At 71.0% G+C, this 17,114-nt stretch carries 11 protein-coding genes; 1 reads left to right on the plus strand and 10 read right to left on the minus strand.

Features of this window, described 5'->3' with window-relative positions:
• Window positions 1-121: 121 nt before the first annotated feature.
• The 9 genes from ABZS97_RS19805 to ABZS97_RS19845 form a co-directional block, all read right to left on the minus strand.
• Window positions 122-1,618 carry an FG-GAP-like repeat-containing protein gene (locus ABZS97_RS19805; RefSeq protein WP_356139568.1) on the minus strand — a complete coding sequence of 499 codons (1,497 nt, stop codon included), beginning with the start codon at window positions 1,616-1,618 and terminating at the stop codon, window positions 122-124.
• A gap of 65 nt (window positions 1,619-1,683) precedes the next feature.
• Window positions 1,684-3,147, minus strand: coding sequence for an FG-GAP and VCBS repeat-containing protein (locus ABZS97_RS19810; protein ID WP_356139569.1), 1,464 nt, complete (start codon window positions 3,145-3,147; stop codon window positions 1,684-1,686).
• 190 nt (window positions 3,148-3,337) lie between these two features.
• On the minus strand, window positions 3,338-4,774 hold the full coding sequence (gene obgE / locus ABZS97_RS19815) for a GTPase ObgE (RefSeq protein ID WP_356139570.1): 1,437 nt from the start codon (window positions 4,772-4,774) through the stop codon (window positions 3,338-3,340).
• A 150-nt stretch (window positions 4,775-4,924) separates the two neighbouring features.
• Window positions 4,925-5,179, minus strand: coding sequence for a 50S ribosomal protein L27 (gene rpmA / locus ABZS97_RS19820; RefSeq protein WP_006374707.1), 255 nt, complete (start codon window positions 5,177-5,179; stop codon window positions 4,925-4,927).
• Window positions 5,180-5,193: 14 nt separating this feature from the next.
• Window positions 5,194-5,514 carry a 50S ribosomal protein L21 gene (rplU, locus tag ABZS97_RS19825; RefSeq protein ID WP_356139571.1) on the minus strand — a complete coding sequence of 107 codons (321 nt, stop codon included), beginning with the start codon at window positions 5,512-5,514 and terminating at the stop codon, window positions 5,194-5,196.
• 254 nt (window positions 5,515-5,768) lie between these two features.
• Complete coding sequence (locus tag ABZS97_RS19830) at window positions 5,769-9,704, minus strand: Rne/Rng family ribonuclease (RefSeq protein ID WP_356139572.1); 3,936 nt, start codon at window positions 9,702-9,704, stop codon at window positions 5,769-5,771.
• A gap of 261 nt (window positions 9,705-9,965) precedes the next feature.
• Window positions 9,966-10,733 (minus strand): TIGR03936 family radical SAM-associated protein, encoded by a 768-nt coding sequence (locus ABZS97_RS19835; RefSeq protein ID WP_356139573.1) that lies wholly within the window; start codon window positions 10,731-10,733, stop codon window positions 9,966-9,968.
• A gap of 48 nt (window positions 10,734-10,781) precedes the next feature.
• Complete coding sequence (locus tag ABZS97_RS19840; RefSeq protein ID WP_356139574.1) at window positions 10,782-11,969, minus strand: hypothetical protein; 1,188 nt, start codon at window positions 11,967-11,969, stop codon at window positions 10,782-10,784.
• Between the two features lie 94 nt (window positions 11,970-12,063).
• Window positions 12,064-12,906 carry an NPCBM/NEW2 domain-containing protein gene (locus ABZS97_RS19845; RefSeq protein ID WP_356139575.1) on the minus strand — a complete coding sequence of 281 codons (843 nt, stop codon included), beginning with the start codon at window positions 12,904-12,906 and terminating at the stop codon, window positions 12,064-12,066.
• A gap of 220 nt (window positions 12,907-13,126) precedes the next feature.
• Between ABZS97_RS19845 and ABZS97_RS19850 the strand changes: the two genes are divergently transcribed.
• Window positions 13,127-14,746: an MFS transporter gene (locus tag ABZS97_RS19850; protein ID WP_356139576.1), complete on the plus strand. Its 1,620-nt coding sequence runs from the start codon at window positions 13,127-13,129 to the stop codon at window positions 14,744-14,746.
• A gap of 318 nt (window positions 14,747-15,064) precedes the next feature.
• Here ABZS97_RS19850 and ABZS97_RS19855 read toward each other — a convergent pair whose 3' ends face one another.
• Window positions 15,065-17,026: a TIGR03960 family B12-binding radical SAM protein gene (locus ABZS97_RS19855; RefSeq protein WP_356139577.1), complete on the minus strand. Its 1,962-nt coding sequence runs from the start codon at window positions 17,024-17,026 to the stop codon at window positions 15,065-15,067.
• Window positions 17,027-17,114: the final 88 nt, after the last annotated feature.

A 17,114-nucleotide genomic window follows, 5' to 3' on the forward strand; every position in this document is an offset into this window, starting at 1 on the left:
GACAAAAGCGGACCCGCCGCGGCAGTGGACACAGCCCTGCCGCGACGGGTCGGACAGACGGTCAGCGGGCCTGAGAGACGGTCGGTGTTGCCGACCCGCGGTCAGCGGGTCCGACAGTCGATCAGCGCACGAACCCCGCCCCGAGCTTCGCTCCCGCGGCGACCGTGCCCAGCGTGCCCGCGCCGAAGGTGAACGAGCCAGTCGGCGTGATCCCGGACGAGGTCGACCTGAACACCCACACCGACCCGGCGTTCGCGTTCTCGCCCGGGGCGCCGACGGCGAGTTCGGCGCGGCCGTCATGATTGGCGTCGATCAGCCGGGCGGCCCAGCCGAAGGTGTCCTGGTCCTCCGCGCCGCCGGGCACGCCCGCGGTGTTCTGGCTGAACACCTTGGCGCCGGTACCGGTGAGGCCGTTGGCGGTGCCGCGCATGGTGACGACGGCGCCGGCCCGCTTCCTGCCGTCGAACCCCTCGCCGGGCACACCGACAGCCACGTCCTTGTAGCCGTCGCCGTCGATGTCGGCGACCGAGAGGGAGAAGCCGAAGGCGTCGGAGCCGCCGAATCCGTCGGAGCCCTCGGCGACGCCCGGCACCCCGGGGCTGTCCTGGTTGAAGGACTTCGCCTTGGCTCCGGCAGGTCCGCTCGCGGCGCCGGGAATGTAGGTGATCATGCCGCCCTTGGCGAGCGGAACATCGACGTCGCTGTCGGCGCCGTCGCTGGCACGGCCCGAGACGATGTCCGCGTAGCCGTCACGGTTCACATCGCCGATGGCGAGGTGCTCGCCGCCCTGCAGCCGTCCGCCGCCGGACTTCTGGATGACGGTGCCCTCGGAGAGCCCCTGGGCGGAACCGGGGTAGAAGAGGATGCGCCGGGCGTCCCACTCGTCGCCGTCGTTGACGGCCACCGCGAGGTCGCTGACGCCGTCGCCGTTCACGTCGCCTGCCGCCATGTCCAGGAAGCGGTTGTCCTCGGTGGTCAGTGTGGCCCCGGCACCGACGGAGCCGTCGCGCACGAAGGGCCCCGACAGGACACCGATGTTCTGGTAGGTGCCGTTGGTGACGACGTCCTGGGTGTGGTCGCCGTCGAAGTCCCCCGTCACGACCTGGCTGCCGACGATGTCGTACGACCCGGAGCCGTTGAGCAGGGTCGAGCCGCCCGAGAGCCCGTGGGCGCCGCCCCAGATCACCGCGAGGGTGCCCGCGTCGACCTTCGTACCGACGTCCTCGCGGGAGGCGCCGACGATCAGGTCCGCGTAGCCGTCCTTGTCCAGGTCGGCCGTCGCGATCGCGCTGCCGTACATGTCGCCGGCCTCCGCGACTCCCGCTATACCGGCGGTGCTCTGGCTGAACACCTTCTTCGTCGAAGTCTTCAGCCCGGTCGACGAGCCGTACACCACGGCGACGTATCCGGCCTTCGCCTTGCCGCCCACGGTCGCCTCGGGCGCCGCTACGGCGAGGTCGGGGTAGCCGTCGCCGTTGAAGTCGTCCTGGAGCTTCGTCGTGGTGGCCGTGGTGGCCGTGGTGGGCGCCGCGTGGGCGGCGGCCGGGAGGGCCGCGGCCCCGGTGACGGCCAGGGCGACGGCCAGACCGATGCGCCAGGCTCCTGTACGTGCGTTCATCCGAACTGCTCCTGTTCTTGCGTGAGTTGTGGTGGAAGCCGGCAGGGGGCCGAGTCGGCGGTGGCTCAGTTCGCGAACGCGGCGCCGAGACGGGCGCGATACGGATCCGTGCCGAGCGTGCCCGCGCCGAAGGAGACGGACCCCGTGCCGGTGACTCCGGAGGCGGTGGAGCGCAGGGCCGTCACCGAGCCGGCGTCCGTGTTCTCGCCGGGGGAACCCACGACGAGATCGACACGGCCGTCGTTGTCGGTGTCGAGCAGGGTGCTCGCGGCGCCGAAGGAGTCCCCGCGCTCGGCGCTGCCGGGAACCCCCGCGCTGTTCTGGCTGAACACCCTCGAGCCCGCGCCGGTCGGCCCCGACGCGCCGCCGGGGATCACGGCGAGAGTGCCCGCGTCCCGCACTCCGGAGAAGTCCTCGCCGGGGTTGCCGGCCACGATGTCGCCGTACCCGTCGCCGTTCACGTCCCCGACGGCGACGTCCGCGCCGAAGAAGTCACCCGGCTCCCCGACCCCGGGGACGCCCGGGGTGTCCTGGTCGAGCATGCGAGGATCCGCGGCCCGCGGGCCCCGCGCGCCGCCGAGAACGACGCCGACCCGCGAGCCGTACGTGCGCGGGTCGGACAGCTCCCCGGGGGAGTTGGCGGGCAGCGGGCGGCCGAAGACCAGGTCGTCGCGGCCGTCGCCGTTCACATCCCCCAGCGCGATGCTGTTGCCCGCCTCGATGAACCGGCCCTCGCCGTCCTTCAGCGTGGTGAGGGGGGCGAGCCCGCCGCGGGTGCCGCGCAGCCAGTGGGCCTGGTGAGCGGAGTCGTCGCCCGGGTCGTCGTGGTCCCACGGCGCGGTCAGGGTCACGAGGTCGGTGATGCCGTCACCGTCGACGTCCCCGGTCGCGGCGTCCAGCAGGTTCGAGTCGCCGTCGGTGAAGGAGACCTCCTGCGTACGGGCCGACGCGCCCGCGCGGGTGAACGGGCCGAGCCGCAGACCGCCGTACGTGGCCAGGTCGGCGTGGCCGTCGCCGTCGAAGTCGCCCACGGCCGCGAACGAACCGATACCGGGTCCGTCGGGCAGCAGGATCGTTCCGCCGGACAGGCCGCTCGCCCCGCCCCACAGCACGGTCACGCTGCCCGTGACATCGACGCCGCCCCGCTGCCACTTCTCTCCGGCCGCCGGGACCACCAGGTCGGTGTAGCCGTCGCCGTCCAGATCGCCGGTGGCCGGCCGGCCACCGAACGCGTCGCCCTTCTCGGGCGTCCCGGGAACACCCGCGCTCGCCTGCGTGAACACCTTCTTGGTCGCGAGGTTCAGCCCGTGCGCCGAGCCGTACACGACGGCGACGTACCCGGCCGCCGACTTCCCGCCGACGGTGGCCCGCTCCGCACCGACAGCGAGGTCCTCGTACCCGTCGCCGTTGAAGTCGGCACGGGTCCCCGGGGCGGCGGGCTGTGCATGGGCGAGCGGCGGAACGGCGATCGCGGCGAGCAGTGCGAGGGCGACCACCGCACCTCTGCGCAGAGCAGCAGGCTGGGACACGTCGACTCCGGGGGGCTGGAAGAGAAGTGGGCGCGGAGAGGAAGATCCTCATCCGCGCCCACTACGACTCCCGGTCCGCCCGGTTGGTTGCCCTGTCCATGCCGTGACTTTCCCCCGCGTTCACCTACGACCGAGGGAACAAAGGCCCGAGGGAAAGGGCCGCCACAGCAATGGCACCGGCGGTGGCGTTCTAGAACGGCTCGAAGTCGTCGTACTCCTTGTCCGACTCGTCCCGCTCCGCCTGCTTGTCGCGGCGGCGCTGCGCGGCCGGCCTGGGCACCTCCAGGCGGTGGTCCTCGCCGCGGCGGCCGAGCATCTCCGCGCCGGCCATGACGGTGGGCTCCCAGTCGAAGACGACCGCGTTCTCCTCGGGGCCGATGGCCACGCCGTCGCCCGAGCGGGCGCCCGCCTTCATCAGCTCCGACTCGACGCCGAGGCGGTTGAGACGGTCGGCGAGGTAGCCGACGGCCTCGTCGTTGCTGAAGTCGGTCTGGCGGACCCAGCGTTCGGGCTTCTCGCCGCGGACCCGGAAGAGGCCGTCCTCCTCCTGTACGACGGTGAAGCCGGCGTCGTCCACGGCCTTCGGCCGGATGACGATGCGGGTCGCCTCCTCCTTCGGCTTGGCGGCGCGCGCGCCCCCGACCACCTCGGCGAGCGCGAAGGACAGCTCCTTCAGACCGATGTGCGCGACCGCCGACACCTCGAAGACGCGGTAGCCGCGCGCCTCCAGGTCGGGGCGGACCATCTCGGCCAGATCCTTGCCGTCCGGTACGTCGATCTTGTTGAGGACGACCATGCGCGGACGCCGGTCCAGGCCGCCGTACTGCTTCAGCTCCTCCTCGATGATGTCGAGGTCGGAGATCGGGTCGCGCTCGGACTCCAGGGTCGCCGTGTCGAGCACGTGCACGAGTACGCTGCACCGCTCCACGTGCCGCAGGAACTCCAGGCCCAGGCCCTTGCCCTGGCTGGCGCCGGGGATGAGCCCGGGCACATCCGCGATCGTGTAGACCGTCTCGCCCGCGGTGACCACGCCCAGGTTGGGGACGAGGGTCGTGAAGGGGTAGTCGGCGATCTTCGGCTTGGCGGCGGACAGCACCGAGATCAGCGAGGACTTGCCCGCGCTCGGGTAGCCGACGAGGGCCACGTCCGCGACCGTCTTCAGCTCCAGGACGATGTCCATCATGCCGCCGGGCACGCCGAGGAGGGCGAAGCCGGGCGCCTTGCGGCGGGCCGAGGCCAGCGCCGCGTTGCCGAGGCCACCGCGACCGCCCTCGGCGGCCACGAACGACGTGCCCTGGCCGACCAGGTCCGCGAGCACGTTGCCCGCCTTGTCGAGGACGACCGTGCCGTCCGGCACCGGCAGGACGAGGTCCTGGCCGTCCTTGCCGGAGCGGTTGCCGCCCTCACCGGGCTTGCCGTTGGTGGCGCTGCGGTGGGGCTTGTGGTGGTAGTCGAGGAGCGTGGTGACCGACTGGTCGACGACCAGGATCACATCGCCGCCACGGCCGCCGTTGCCCCCGTCGGGGCCACCGAGGGGTTTGAACTTCTCCCGGTGGACGGAGGCACAGCCGTGGCCTCCGCTACCCGCGGCGACGTGCAGCTCGACGCGGTCCACGAAGGTGGTCATGGGATGTGCCTCCAGATACGTACGGAAAAATCTCTGCAATCGCTGCGATCTCTGCAAGCGCTGCTCAGAGATCACTACCTCAGTTAAAACACGCGAAAGGCGGACCCGCTTCCCGTAGGGGAAGTGAGGTCCGCCTCGCGAAAGATCCGGTCAGGCGACCGGAACGATGTTCACGACCTTGCGGCCACGGTGCGTGCCGAACTCGACCGCACCGGCGGCCAGCGCGAACAGCGTGTCGTCCTTGCCACGGCCGACGCTGGCGCCGGGGTGGAAGTGGGTGCCACGCTGGCGGACCAGGATCTCACCGGCGTTGACGACCTGACCGCCGAAGCGCTTCACGCCGAGCCGCTGAGCATTGGAGTCGCGACCGTTCCGGGTGGACGATGCGCCCTTCTTGTGTGCCATCTCTCCTCAGTCCCTTACTTCGCAGCCGCGGGGATCTCAGTGACCTTGATCGCCGTGTACTGCTGGCGGTGGCCCTGACGACGGCGGTAGCCGGTCTTGTTCTTGTAACGAAGGATGTCGATCTTGACGCCCTTGTGGTGGTCCACGATCTCGGCCTGAACCTTGATGCCGGCCAGCACCCACGGGTCGCTCGTCACGGCTTCGCCGTCGACAACGAGCAGGGTCGAGAGCTCGACCGTGTCGCCAACATTGGCGGTGGGAATCTTGTCAACCTCAACGATGTCGCCGACAGCAACCTTGTGCTGGCGACCACCGCTGCGCACGATGGCGTACACGCGGATCTCTCTTTCGCTCGAAATCGGAACCCCGCAGTCCAGCCACCCGCTTACGCGAGCGGCCTCTCCCGAAGCGCGAGGCGCCGGGAGGAAGAGGTTTACGGGGTGCGGCGTATCGATGGACACGCCGACGGTCAAGGTTACGGGGCCACGACCGAAAGGGTCAAACCAGGTCGGGCCCCGCGGGAGTGCGGCCGCTCACGCCGACGCCCCCGGCCCGGTGGATTCACCACCGGACCAGGGGCGATGGTCGATCAGGCCTCGTCGGCCGAAGCCGTGACGGAGGGCACCGTCTGCTCCGCCGCCGCGGTCTTCTTCGACGCCGTCTTGGTGGCCGCCTTCTTCGCGGTCGCCTTCTTGGCCGTCGTCTTCTTGGCGACCGTCTTCTTGGCCGCGGTCTTCTTGACGGCGGCCTTCTTCGCGGTCGCCTTCTTCGCCGTCTTGCGAGCGGCCGCCTTCTTGGCCGGAGCCGCCTCGGCGTCGGACCCGGTCTCGGCCACGACCTCGGCGGGTGCGCTCTCCGCGGTGACCGACGGGACGACCACGACGGCCGCCTCCTCGGACGCGGCGGGCGCGGTGGCCTTGCGGGTCGCACGACGGCGCGGACGGGCCGGGGCGGCGCTGTCGACGGGCGTCTCGGCGGGCGCCTCGGCGACCTGCTCCGGCTGCTTCGCCTCGACGGCCTCGGGCTCGGGCGCCCGGACCGGCTCGGCGACCGGCTCCGTGACCGTCACGGCCTCGTCCGCCGCCTTGGGCGAACCGGCCGGGGCGGACACCTTGCGGGTCGCACGACGGCGCGTACGGCCCTTGGGAGCGGCGTCGTCCTGTACGGCTTCCTGCGCGGCGGCGGGAGCCTCGACGACCGGGGTCTCGACAACCGGTGCCTCGGCGACCGGCGCCTCGACGACCGGGTCCTCGACCGCGACCGGCTCCGACTCGGCTGCCTCACGGCTCTTGAGGGCGCGCTCGGCACGCTCCTCACGCCGGCTGGGACGGCCCTCGGCCCGCGGCGCACCCGCCGGAGCGGACGCCCGCCGGGTGGCCCGGCGCCGCGAACGCCCACGGGTCGCGGCGGCCTCCGCCTCGGCGGCGCTGCTGTACAGCTCGTCGTCGGGCACGAAGGCGTCGCTCAGCGGCTCCGCCACGGCCGACTCGGACAGCGCGACCGGCGCGGCGATCTCGGCGGCCACTTCGGCCTCGGTCTCGCTCTCCAGCTCCTCGGCGTCCGTGACCACGGACTCGTGCTCGTGCGTGTGCTCCTGCTCGGCACCACCGCGGCCACGCTTCTTGCGCTTGCCGCCCCCACCGACGGCGGTCGGCTGCTCCATGTGCACGATCACGCCACGGCCGTTGCAGTGGACACAGGTCTCGGAGAAGGACTCCAGGAGGCCCTGGCCGACCCGCTTGCGCGTCATCTGGACGAGGCCCAGCGAGGTGACCTCGGCGACCTGGTGCTTCGTACGGTCACGGCCCAGGCACTCCAGCAGACGCCGCAGCACCAGGTCCCGGTTGGACTCCAGGACCATGTCGATGAAGTCGATGACGACGATGCCGCCCAGGTCGCGCAGCCGCAGCTGGCGCACGATCTCCTCGGCCGCCTCCAGGTTGTTCCTGGTCACGGTCTCTTCGAGGTTGCCGCCCTGACCGGTGAACTTCCCGGTGTTGACGTCGACGACGATCATCGCCTCGGTCTTGTCGATCACCAGCGAGCCGCCGCTGGGCAGCCACACCTTGCGGTCGAGCGCCTTGGCGAGCTGCTCGTCGATGCGGTACGTCGCGAAGACGTCGACCTCGGAGGTCCACTTCGAGAGACGGTCGGCCAGGTCGGGCGCGACGTGGGCGACGTACCCGTGGATGGTCTGCCACGCCTCGTCACCGCTGACGATGACCTTGGTGAAGTCCTCGTTGAAGATGTCGCGCACGACACGGACGGTCATGTCCGGCTCGCCGTACAGCAGGGTCGGAGCGTTGCCGCTCTTCGCCTTCTTCTGGATGTCCTCCCACTGCGCCTGCAGCCGCTCGACGTCACGGCGCAGCTCGTCCTCGCTGGCGCCCTCGGCGGCGGTGCGCACGATGACGCCCGCGTCCTCGGGAACGATCCGCTTGAGGATGGTCTTCAGACGCGCGCGCTCGGTGTCGGGCAGCTTGCGGCTGATGCCCGTCATCGACCCCTCGGGGACGTAGACCAGGTAGCGGCCGGGCAGCGAGACCTGGCTGGTGAGACGGGCGCCCTTGTGGCCGATCGGATCCTTCGTCACCTGGACGAGCACCGACTGACCGGACTTGAGGGCGACCTCGATACGGCGCGGGCCGTTGGCCATGCCCAGCGCCTCGAAGTTGACCTCACCGGCGTACAGGACGGCGTTGCGCCCCTTGCCGATGTCGATGAAGGCGGCCTCCATCGAAGGCAGCACGTTCTGGACCTTGCCCAGGTAGACGTTGCCCACGTACGAGGTCGACTGCTCCTTGTTGACGTAGTGCTCCACGAGCACGTTGTCCTCAAGGACGCCGATCTGGGTGCGCTCGCCGCTCTGGCGGACGACCATGACACGCTCGACGGCCTCGCGGCGCGCCAGGAACTCGGCCTCGGTGATGATCGGGACCCTGCGGCGGCCCTGCTCACGCCCCTCACGGCGGCGCTGCTTCTTGGCCTCCAGACGGGTGGAGCCCTTGATGGACTGCACCTCGTCCGACGGGTGCTCGTCCTTGGCCTTGCGCGGCTCGCGGACCTTCACGACGGTGCGCTCGGGGTCGCCGTCACCGGCCTCGGCCTCGGTCCCGGAGTCACCGGCGCGACGACGACGGCGACGACGGCGACGGCTGCTGCTGGAGCCGCCCGCCTCCTCGCGCTCGTCCTCGTCCTCGGCGTCCTCCTCGACCTGCTCGGCGGTGTCCTCGGCGTCCTGCGCGGCCTGGTCGGCGGCGTAGTCGTCCTCGCCGCCCTCGGCGTCCGAGTCCGCGGACTCGCCCCGGCGACGGCGGCGCCCACCACGGCGGCGGCGCCTGCGGGAGCCGGTCTCCTCGGAGTCGTCATCGTCGGCGGCGTCCTCGGCGGACTCCTCCTCGACGGCCTCCTCGGGCTCCACGACGGGCTCCTCGGCCACGGGCGCGGGCGCCTCCTCGACGGCACGGCGACGGCGGCGACGGCGCGGGCCTGTCTCCTCCTCGACGACCGCGGGGGCGGCGACGGCCTCGGGGGCCTCCTCGGGCTCGACGGCCTCCGGAGCCTCCGCTGCCTCCTCCTCGGCCGCCTCGGCGGCAGCGGCGGCGGCAGCGCGCTCCGGCGTCTGGAACATCGGCTCGGTGAACACGGGCGCCTGGAACACGGCGACGGCCGGACGCGCCGGGCGGCGCGCCCCCTCGTCCTCGGCGCGCTCCTTGGGCGCGGGCGCGGAGAACCCGACAGCGGCCTTACGGGTGGCACGGCGACGGCCGCGACGCGGCGCGGCCTCCTCGGCCTCGGCCGTCTCGGCGGCCACGGGCTCAGGGGTCTCGGCGGGCTTGGTCTCGCTGGTCACGGGCGCCTCCACACGCTCGTCGGCGGCGTCGCCCTCAGGCGCACCGGCGGGCGCGGACACGCGCCGGGTGGCGCGCCGACGCGTACGGCGGGGAGCGGTGTCCTCTTCCGCGTCCGCGACGGGCTCCGGCTCCACGACGGGCTCGGGCTGGGGCGCCGGCTCGGCCTCGGCGGCAGCGGGCGCACCGGTGGGCGCGGAGGCGCGGCGGGTCGCACGACGGCGCGTACGCCCGGCGGGCGCGGCCTCTTCGGCGGCGGGCGCGGGGGTCTCGGTGACCTCGGCGGCAGCGGGCGCCTCGGTCGCGGGGGTTTCCGCGGTGGGCTCCACGACCTCGGCGGCCTGCGGCGCTCCGGTGGGGGCGGAGGCCCGGCGCGTGGCACGGCGGCGCGGACGCGCCGCAGGGGCCTCTTCGGCTTCTGCGGCCTGCGCTGTCTCTGCGGTCTCCACGGCCTCGTCGGGCTCGGAGGCCGCGAGGTCGGCGGAGGACGCCACAGCCGGTATGGCCGGCGCCGTGGTCTCGGCCGCTGCCTCGGCTGCGGCTTCCGAGACACCCGAGGGCGGTCCCGCGGGGCGGGACGCTGCGCGGCGGCGGCGCCGCGGCGGCAGGGTGTCGCTGGGGGTGTTGTTGTCGGGTCCCACGGACGACTCAGTGGGTTCGGTCGGTTCGAGCATGCGGGTGGATCTCCCGTCAGGCTCCCGGGCGCCGCGCCTGGTCCGGCAGTACCGGTGACGTCCGCGGCTCGCGCGATGCGCGGTGCCGCCGTCCGGGGCGCGGGCGCCGCACGGGAGCTCTCTGTGTCCTGTCTCGCCGGTTCCGTACGCCATGTGTGCGTACGGCCTGGCGAAAGTCTTCTGGTCGGTGCGCTGCCCGACCCAGGTGGCTCCCGAGTACGAGGGCGACGCTACGACGTCCGTCCTTACGCGGAACCTTCCCTACGCCGGCGCCTTCGCGGTGGCAGTCGCGGCGACCGTGGATTGCTCGGTCGCTGCTGCCTCGCGGTCGGGCGCGAGCGGGTCGGTCACCGTGCCGGTCTCTTCATCGAAAAGCCCCTGCGCCAGCCTGGTCACCGCTGCGGGGACCGGCGGCGCCAGGTCGGCCACAGCTCGGAGACCGGACAGGACGTCGTCGGGTCGTACGGCAGGCGTCACGTGCCGAACAACCAGGCGCAGTATCGCACAGGCCTGGTCTGTCGGCCTATCAGCCTGGGGAGAGTGCGCCTCGAGACTCGCTACAGCGGCGCGGGCGTCGAAGGTGCGGATGCCGTTCTTGGTCTTGCGCTGCACCTCGACGGCGTCCGCCGCCTTGAAGGCCTCGACGGCGCGCTCCGCGTCCTCGGGTGCCACGCCGTCGAGGCGCAGCTCCCAGGTGGATGCGGTGAGCCGGTCGGCGAGACCCGAGGTGCGGGCCTCGACCGCCTCGATGATGTCGAGCCCGACGGGCATCGACTCGTCGAGGAGCTCGCGCAGCTTGTCCGGGTCACGCGCCTCGGTGAGGGCGATCTCCAGATACTCCGCCTCACTGCCCGTGCCGGTGGGTGCGGCATTGGCGTACGACACCTTCGGGTGCGGTGTGAACCCCGCCGAGTACGCCATGGGCACCTCGGCGCGGCGCAGCGCACGCTCGAAAGCGCGCTGGAAGTCACGGTGGCTGGTGAACCGGAGGCGGCCGCGCTTGGTGTAGCGCAGGCGGATGCGCTGCACCGCGGGTGCGGGCGGCGGGCCTTCGGGCTGTCGCTTGCCCAGTGTCGTTCAGTCCTTCGTGAGAGCGGTCGTACTGCTACCAAGAGTACGTGTTTCGGCCGCTGCCGGTTCCCGGCGGGCCACGGCCTGCGGCTCCGCGGGCGTTCCGAAGAGCATCCGGCGGAAGTCGGCGCGGGCCTGCCGGGCGGACTCGCGTGCGGCGGTGAGCGCCTGCCGGGTCGCGCGGCCGACGCTGCGCGCGGCCTCGGCGGCGGGCCGCAGCACGGTGTCGCGCACGACGTGCCCGAGGGGGGTCAGCACGGTCCGGTACACCCAGCGCACCGGCTCCACGAAGATCCACCGCAAGAGGGTGCCCAGGAACCGCCCGACGGCGAGCGAGATCCGCCCGGCGATCCGCCAGGCATGCCCGAGCGCCTCGCCGACCTCCCGCACGACGACGGCGAGCACCCGCCCGACGGGCACGAGGACCCACCGCCACACGGCGAGGGCGGGCAGCACGAGCAGGATGCGCGCGGTCCAGTAGAAGACGGCACCGATCCCGGTGAAGATCATCCGTACGAGCCAGGCGGCGCCCTCGGCCACCCAGGCGATCGCCCGCCCCACAGGCGTCAGCACGTACTGGTGGATCCACAGCGCGGGCACGACCACGAGGTACCGCACCAGCCATGCGGCGCCCGTGTAGATCCCGATCCCGACCGCCGCGAGCACGGCCCCGATGCCCTTGAGCACCCAGGCGATCGCGTGCCCGACGGGCGTCAGCACGCGCGCGTACACCCAGCGAAGGCCGGCTCCGATGACCCCGATCAGCCAGCCGAGCGCGGCCCCGATGACGCCGAACACCCAGGCCAGCCCGGTCCCGACACCCCGCACCAGCCAGGCGATCGCGCGCCCCAGGGGCGTGAGCACCTGCCGGTACACCCACACCGCGGGCACCACGAGCAGTGCATGGCCGAGCCAGGCGAGCCCCTTCCCTGCCGGCACGACGGCATACCGCCACAGCGCCACCCACGGCCACACGAACAACGCCCGGCCCACCCACAGCAACGCCCGCCCCAGCGGCCGCAGCAGCGTGTCGTTCAGGAACCGCCCGCCCACGACCAGCGCGTCCCACACCATCCGCACCGGCACGACCAGCACGAGCACGACGATCCGCACCGGGAGGCGGATCGCCACCGCGAGACACCCCTCGGGCGACTGCGGCGGGGGTGCCTGGACGGGCGCCTTTTCGAAATCCATACCTGCGTAGACGCTTCAGGTGCCCGTCTGGATGCGGTCGATCGGGATGTGCTTCTCGCGGACGGGAGGCGACCCTCGCGGAGGTGACGCTCACTCATCCCGTCAGCTGCGCGTCCCCGAGGAGGAGTTGGTCGGACCCCGAGCAGTCGTCCTGGTGATTGACGAAGGTGGCTGCAATGCGCAGTTGGCCACCGCTCACATCGGCTTCCATCTTCAAGGGCTTGTCACCTGTCGTCACGGTGCCCGTCCACTTGACCACGTTATTGACGGTCACTTTCAGCGTCGCCGAGAGAAGCTGCGCTTTGTTGCTGTCACTGAATCCGACGGTTGCCTCCAGTCGACGATAATCGCCGGGGACAGCCCATTGAACCCAGGAATCGCTGACCTTCCGGTAGCAGTCCGGTTCGTCGAGGGAAGCGCTGTGGGCGTAAGTCGTACCCATTATCTGCGGGTTCGCGGCATCGTATCCAGCGGATTTGCGCGCGGTGACATCCAGTTCGGACAGATAGAGAGACAGTGCGCCGGTGGGCGCGGCCGAGGTCGGGTCGAGGCTCGGGCCGCCGGTCGGGCTGTCGGTCTCGGAGGGGGTCGGGTCGGTCGGGGCCGGGTCACTGGCGGAGTCCGTGGGGTCCGGCTTGGGGGAAGGGCCGCCGTCCGGCGACGGCGAGAGGGACTCCTTCGCGTCGGCCTTGACGGCATCGCTTCCACCGAACCTGTTCACCATCAGGCCGACCAGGAAGATCAATACCCCGCAGCAGACAAATACGTGGGCACTCTTGCGTATCTTCCGCCCTCGCTTCTCACGCACTGCCTTCTGCGGCTCCGTCTCATGGGCGGGATCACCGTGCAGAACCGTCAATGCGGCGAGATAGATCGGACCGGATATGGCCACGAACGCACCTGCGAGGGCGCCGAATACCGGCAGCGCGTTGTTCACTCGTTCCCCCGTCCCCCGGGTGATGACCGCGTCGAGACCTAGCATCATGGCACGCACGAAGCGCCCTGCGAACGGAAAAGAAAGAACTCTCCGAGGCCCGCGAATGGTCGTGCCCATGTGCGGGCAGGTCGCGGCGCGTATCCGCGCCGAGGCCGCCAACCGGCTGACCTCCGTGGCGGGTCGCGGAGCCATGCCCCGGCCTGCTGGGACCCTGGTGGCCATGGCATCCGGGGCAGGCACTCCTGAGACTTCGACGAAAGCGGGGCTCGTCCTGCTGACACTCGCGGCCGGGCAGTTCCTGATGGCGCTCGACAGCTCCGTCATGAACGTCTCGATCGCGACGGTGGCCGACGACGTGGGCACGACCGTGACCGGGATCCAGGGCGCGATCACGGCTTACACCCTCGTGATGGCCATGCTCATGATCCCCGGCGGCAAGGTCGGGGCACTCATCGGCCGCAAGCGGGCCTTTCTGATCGGCTGCGTCATCTACGGCTGCGGATCCCTCACCACGGCTCTCGCTCCGAACCTTCCCGTTCTCCTGCTCGGCTGGTCGTTCCTCGAAGGCGTCGGGGCGGCGCTCATCCTGCCCGCGATCGTGGCGCTGGTCGCCGGCAACTTCCCGGCGGAACGCCGGCCCGCCGCCTACGGACTCGTCGCCGCCGCAGGAGCCGCGGCGATCGCGGTCGGGCCGCTCATCGGTGGCGTCGCGACGACGTTCTTCTCCTGGCGTTGGGTCTTCGCCGGTGAGGTCGGCATCGTGATCGGCATCCTCGTACTCGGACGACGCATCATCGACGCACCGGCGGACACCCGCCCGCGCATCGACCTCTTGGGCGCCCTGCTTTGCGCCCTCGGCCTGGGGACCTTCGTCTATGGCGTACTGCGATCGAGCGAGTGGGGCTGGTTCCTGCCCAAGCCCGACGCCCCCTCCTGGCTCGGCATCTCACTGGTCGTATGGCTGGTGCTGGCAGGCGTGCTCCTGATCTGGCTCCTCCTGCACTGGGAGGCCCACCTCGCCGAGAGGGGCAGGGAGCCGCTGGTGGACCCGGCCCTGCTGCGGAACCGGCACCTCACCGGTGGCCTGACGATGTTCTTCTTCCAATACCTCGTGCAGATGGGCGTGTTCTTCGTCGTACCGCTCTATCTGTCGGTCGCCCTTGGCCTGTCCGCGCTCAAAACCGGGGCACGCATCCTGCCCCTCTCGCTGACGCTGTTGGCCGCGGCGATCCTGATCCCGCGCCTGTGGCCAAACGTCTCACCACGCCGAGTGGTACGACTCGGCGTTCTCGCACTGTTCGCCGGCGCGGTGGCCCTGATGGCGGCGCTCGACGCGGACGCGGGCGCCGAGATCGTCACCATCCCGCTCCTGCTGATCGGGCTCGGCATGGGCGCGCTGGCGTCCCAGCTCGGATCGGTCACCGTGTCCGCGGTGCCGGACGAACAGAGCGCGGAGGTCGGCGGCGTCCAGAACGCCGTGACCAACCTCGGCGCCTCGATCGGTACGGCACTCGCCGGGTCGATCATGATCGCCGTACTGACGACTTCGTTCCTGACCACCGTCGAGCAGAACCCAGACATCCCCGCCGGGGTGAAGAGCCAGGCGACCGTGCAACTCGAGAGCGGCGCGCCCTTCCTCTCGGACGCCCAGCTCAAGAGCACCCTGAACGAGGCGGGGACGAGCACAAGGGTGACCGAGGCCGCGCTCGACGCGAACGCCGCGGCGAGGCTGGACGGCCTGCGCGCCGCACTCGCCATCCTGGCCCTCACCGCACTGCTGTCCCTGTTCTTCACCCGGCGGATTCCGACAACCCAACCCCGCTCGGCGGGCCACAAGTGACGACCGGGACAAAGGGCCACGCCACACCAAAGACACCCGGAGCAAGGCGTCCGACGCCTGTCCATGGCAGGCCAAGGCGACGCGTTCTACGCCTCGGCCCGGCGTGACCTGGGGCCACCAGGCCTTCGCCGCCATCCGGGAACTGGCCCCGCGAATGGCAACCGCAGGACCGAGCTGCCGGCTGAGCGCACGGACCAGGCTGAAATCCCGCTGGAGTCCAAGGACCGCACGGTCGGTTGCCGTCCAGTCCGCGCTCCGAGCTCCCTGAGGACGACAGCCACCTCTTCCTCGCTGCCGTCCCCCAACGCCTCACTCACGTCAGTGCGTGTGCCCGCTGCTCGCAGCGTCCTTCTTGACGGTCAGAGGTAGCAGCTTCTGACCCGTCGGGCCGATCTGGATGTGCGTGTCCATCTGCGGACACACCCCACAATCGAAGCACGGCGTCCAGCGGCAGTCCTCGACCTCGGTCTCGTCGAGGGAGTCCTGCCAGTCCTCCCAGAGCCAGTCCTTGTCGAGGCCGGAGTCCAGGTGGTCCCAGGGCAGGACCTCCTCGTACGTGCGTTCGCGCGTCGTGTACCAGTCGACGTCGACGCCCATCGCGGGCAGCGTCTTCTCGGCGCAGGCCATCCACCTGTCGTACGAGAAGTGCTCGCGCCAGCCGTCGAAGCGGCCGCCGTCCTCGTAGACGGCGCGGATGACGGCGCCGATGCGGCGGTCGCCGCGGGAGAGGAGGCCCTCGACGATGCCGGGCTTGCCGTCGTGGTAGCGGAAGCCGATGGAGCGGCCGTACTTCTTGTCGCCGCGGATCTTGTCGCGGAGCTTGGTGAGACGGGCGTCCGTCTCCTCCGCCGACAGCTGCGGCGCCCACTGGAACGGCGTGTGGGGCTTGGGGACGAAGCCGCCGATCGAGACCGTGCAGCGGATGTCGTTCTGGCCGGAGACCTTGCGGCCCTCGGCGATGACGTTCATCGCCATGTCGGCGATCTGGAGGACGTCCTCGTCGGTCTCGGTGGGCAGGCCGCACATGAAGTACAGCTTCACCTGGCGCCAGCCGTTGCCGTACGCCGTGGAGACCGTACGGATCAGGTCCTCTTCCGAGACCATCTTGTTGATGACCTTGCGCATGCGCTCGGAGCCGCCCTCGGGGGCGAAGGTCAGGCCCGAGCGGCGGCCGTTGCGGGTCAGCTCGTTGGCCAGGTCCACGTTGAAGGCGTCCACGCGGGTGGAGGGGAGGGAGAGGCCGATCTTGTCCTCCGTGTAGCGGTCCGCCAGACCCTTGGCGATCTCGCCGATCTCCGAGTGGTCCGCGGAGGAGAGGGACAGCAGGCCCACCTCCTCGAAGCCCGTCGCCTTCAGGCCCTTCTCCACCATGTCGCCGATGCCCGTGATCGAGCGCTCGCGCACCGGGCGGGTGATCATGCCCGCCTGGCAGAACCGGCAGCCGCGCGTGCAGCCGCGGAAGATCTCCACCGACATGCGCTCATGGACCGTCTCGGCCAGGGGGACCAGCGGCTGCTTGGGGTAGGGCCACTCGTCCAGGTCCATGACGGTGTGCTTGGACACGCGCCACGGGACACCCGACCTGTTGGGGACCACGCGGGCGATACGGCCGTCGGCGAGGTACTCGACGTCGTAGAACGCCGGGATGTAGATCGAGCCCGTCTTCGCGAGGCGGAAGAGGACCTCCTCGCGGCCACCGGGGCGGCCCTCCGCCTTCCAGGCGCGGATGATCTCGGTCATGTCGAGCACGGCCTGCTCGCCGTCACCGATGATCGCCGCGTCGATGAAGTCGGCGACCGGCTCGGGGTTGAAGGCGGCGTGGCCGCCGGCCAGCACGATCGGGTCGTCGAGCGTGCGGTCCTTGGACTCCAGCGGGATTCCGGCCAGGTCGAGGGCCGTCAGCATGTTCGTGTAGCCCAGCTCCGTGGAGAAGGACAGGCCGAACACGTCGAACGCCTTGACCGGGCGGTGCGAGTCCACCGTGAACTGCGGGACCCGGTGCTCGCGCATCAGCTCCTCCAGGTCCGGCCAGACGCTGTAGGTGCGCTCGGCGAGCACGCCCTCGCGCTCGTTCAGGACCTCGTAGAGGATCATGACGCCCTGGTTGGGCAGTCCGACCTCGTACGCGTCGGGGTACATGAGCGCCCAGCGGACGTCGCAGGACTCCCAGGGCTTGACCGTGGAGTTGAGCTCGCCGCCGACGTACTGGATCGGCTTCTGCACATGCGGGAGCAGAGCTTCGAGCTGCGGGAACACCGATACAGCGGCTTCGGCAGGCATCTCGCGACTTTCGTGAGCGATCGGAAGCGATCTGAACGGACAGGGGTGACCATCTAGCCTAACGCGGTCACGGTGGCCCCTCGTACGA

The organism is Streptomyces sp. NPDC005485 (assembly GCF_040606085.1).
Lineage (GTDB): Bacteria > Actinomycetota > Actinomycetes > Streptomycetales > Streptomycetaceae > Streptomyces.

Bases quoted from the DNA above. Each gene is read 5' to 3' on its own strand.
- ABZS97_RS19805 (WP_356139568.1), bottom strand. From the start codon at position 1,618: ATGAACGCACGTACAGGAGCCTGGCGCATCGGTCTGGCCGTCGCCCTG.
- obgE (WP_356139570.1), bottom strand. From the start codon at position 4,774: ATGACCACCTTCGTGGACCGCGTCGAGCTGCACGTCGCCGCGGGTAGC.
- rpmA (WP_006374707.1), bottom strand. From the start codon at position 5,179: ATGGCACACAAGAAGGGCGCATCGTCCACCCGGAACGGTCGCGACTCC.
- ABZS97_RS19830 (WP_356139572.1), bottom strand. From the start codon at position 9,704: ATGCTCGAACCGACCGAACCCACTGAGTCGTCCGTGGGACCCGACAAC.
- ABZS97_RS19840 (WP_356139574.1), bottom strand. From the start codon at position 11,969: ATGGATTTCGAAAAGGCGCCCGTCCAGGCACCCCCGCCGCAGTCGCCC.
- ABZS97_RS19850 (WP_356139576.1), top strand. From the start codon at position 13,127: ATGGCATCCGGGGCAGGCACTCCTGAGACTTCGACGAAAGCGGGGCTC.
- ABZS97_RS19855 (WP_356139577.1), bottom strand. From the start codon at position 17,026: ATGCCTGCCGAAGCCGCTGTATCGGTGTTCCCGCAGCTCGAAGCTCTG.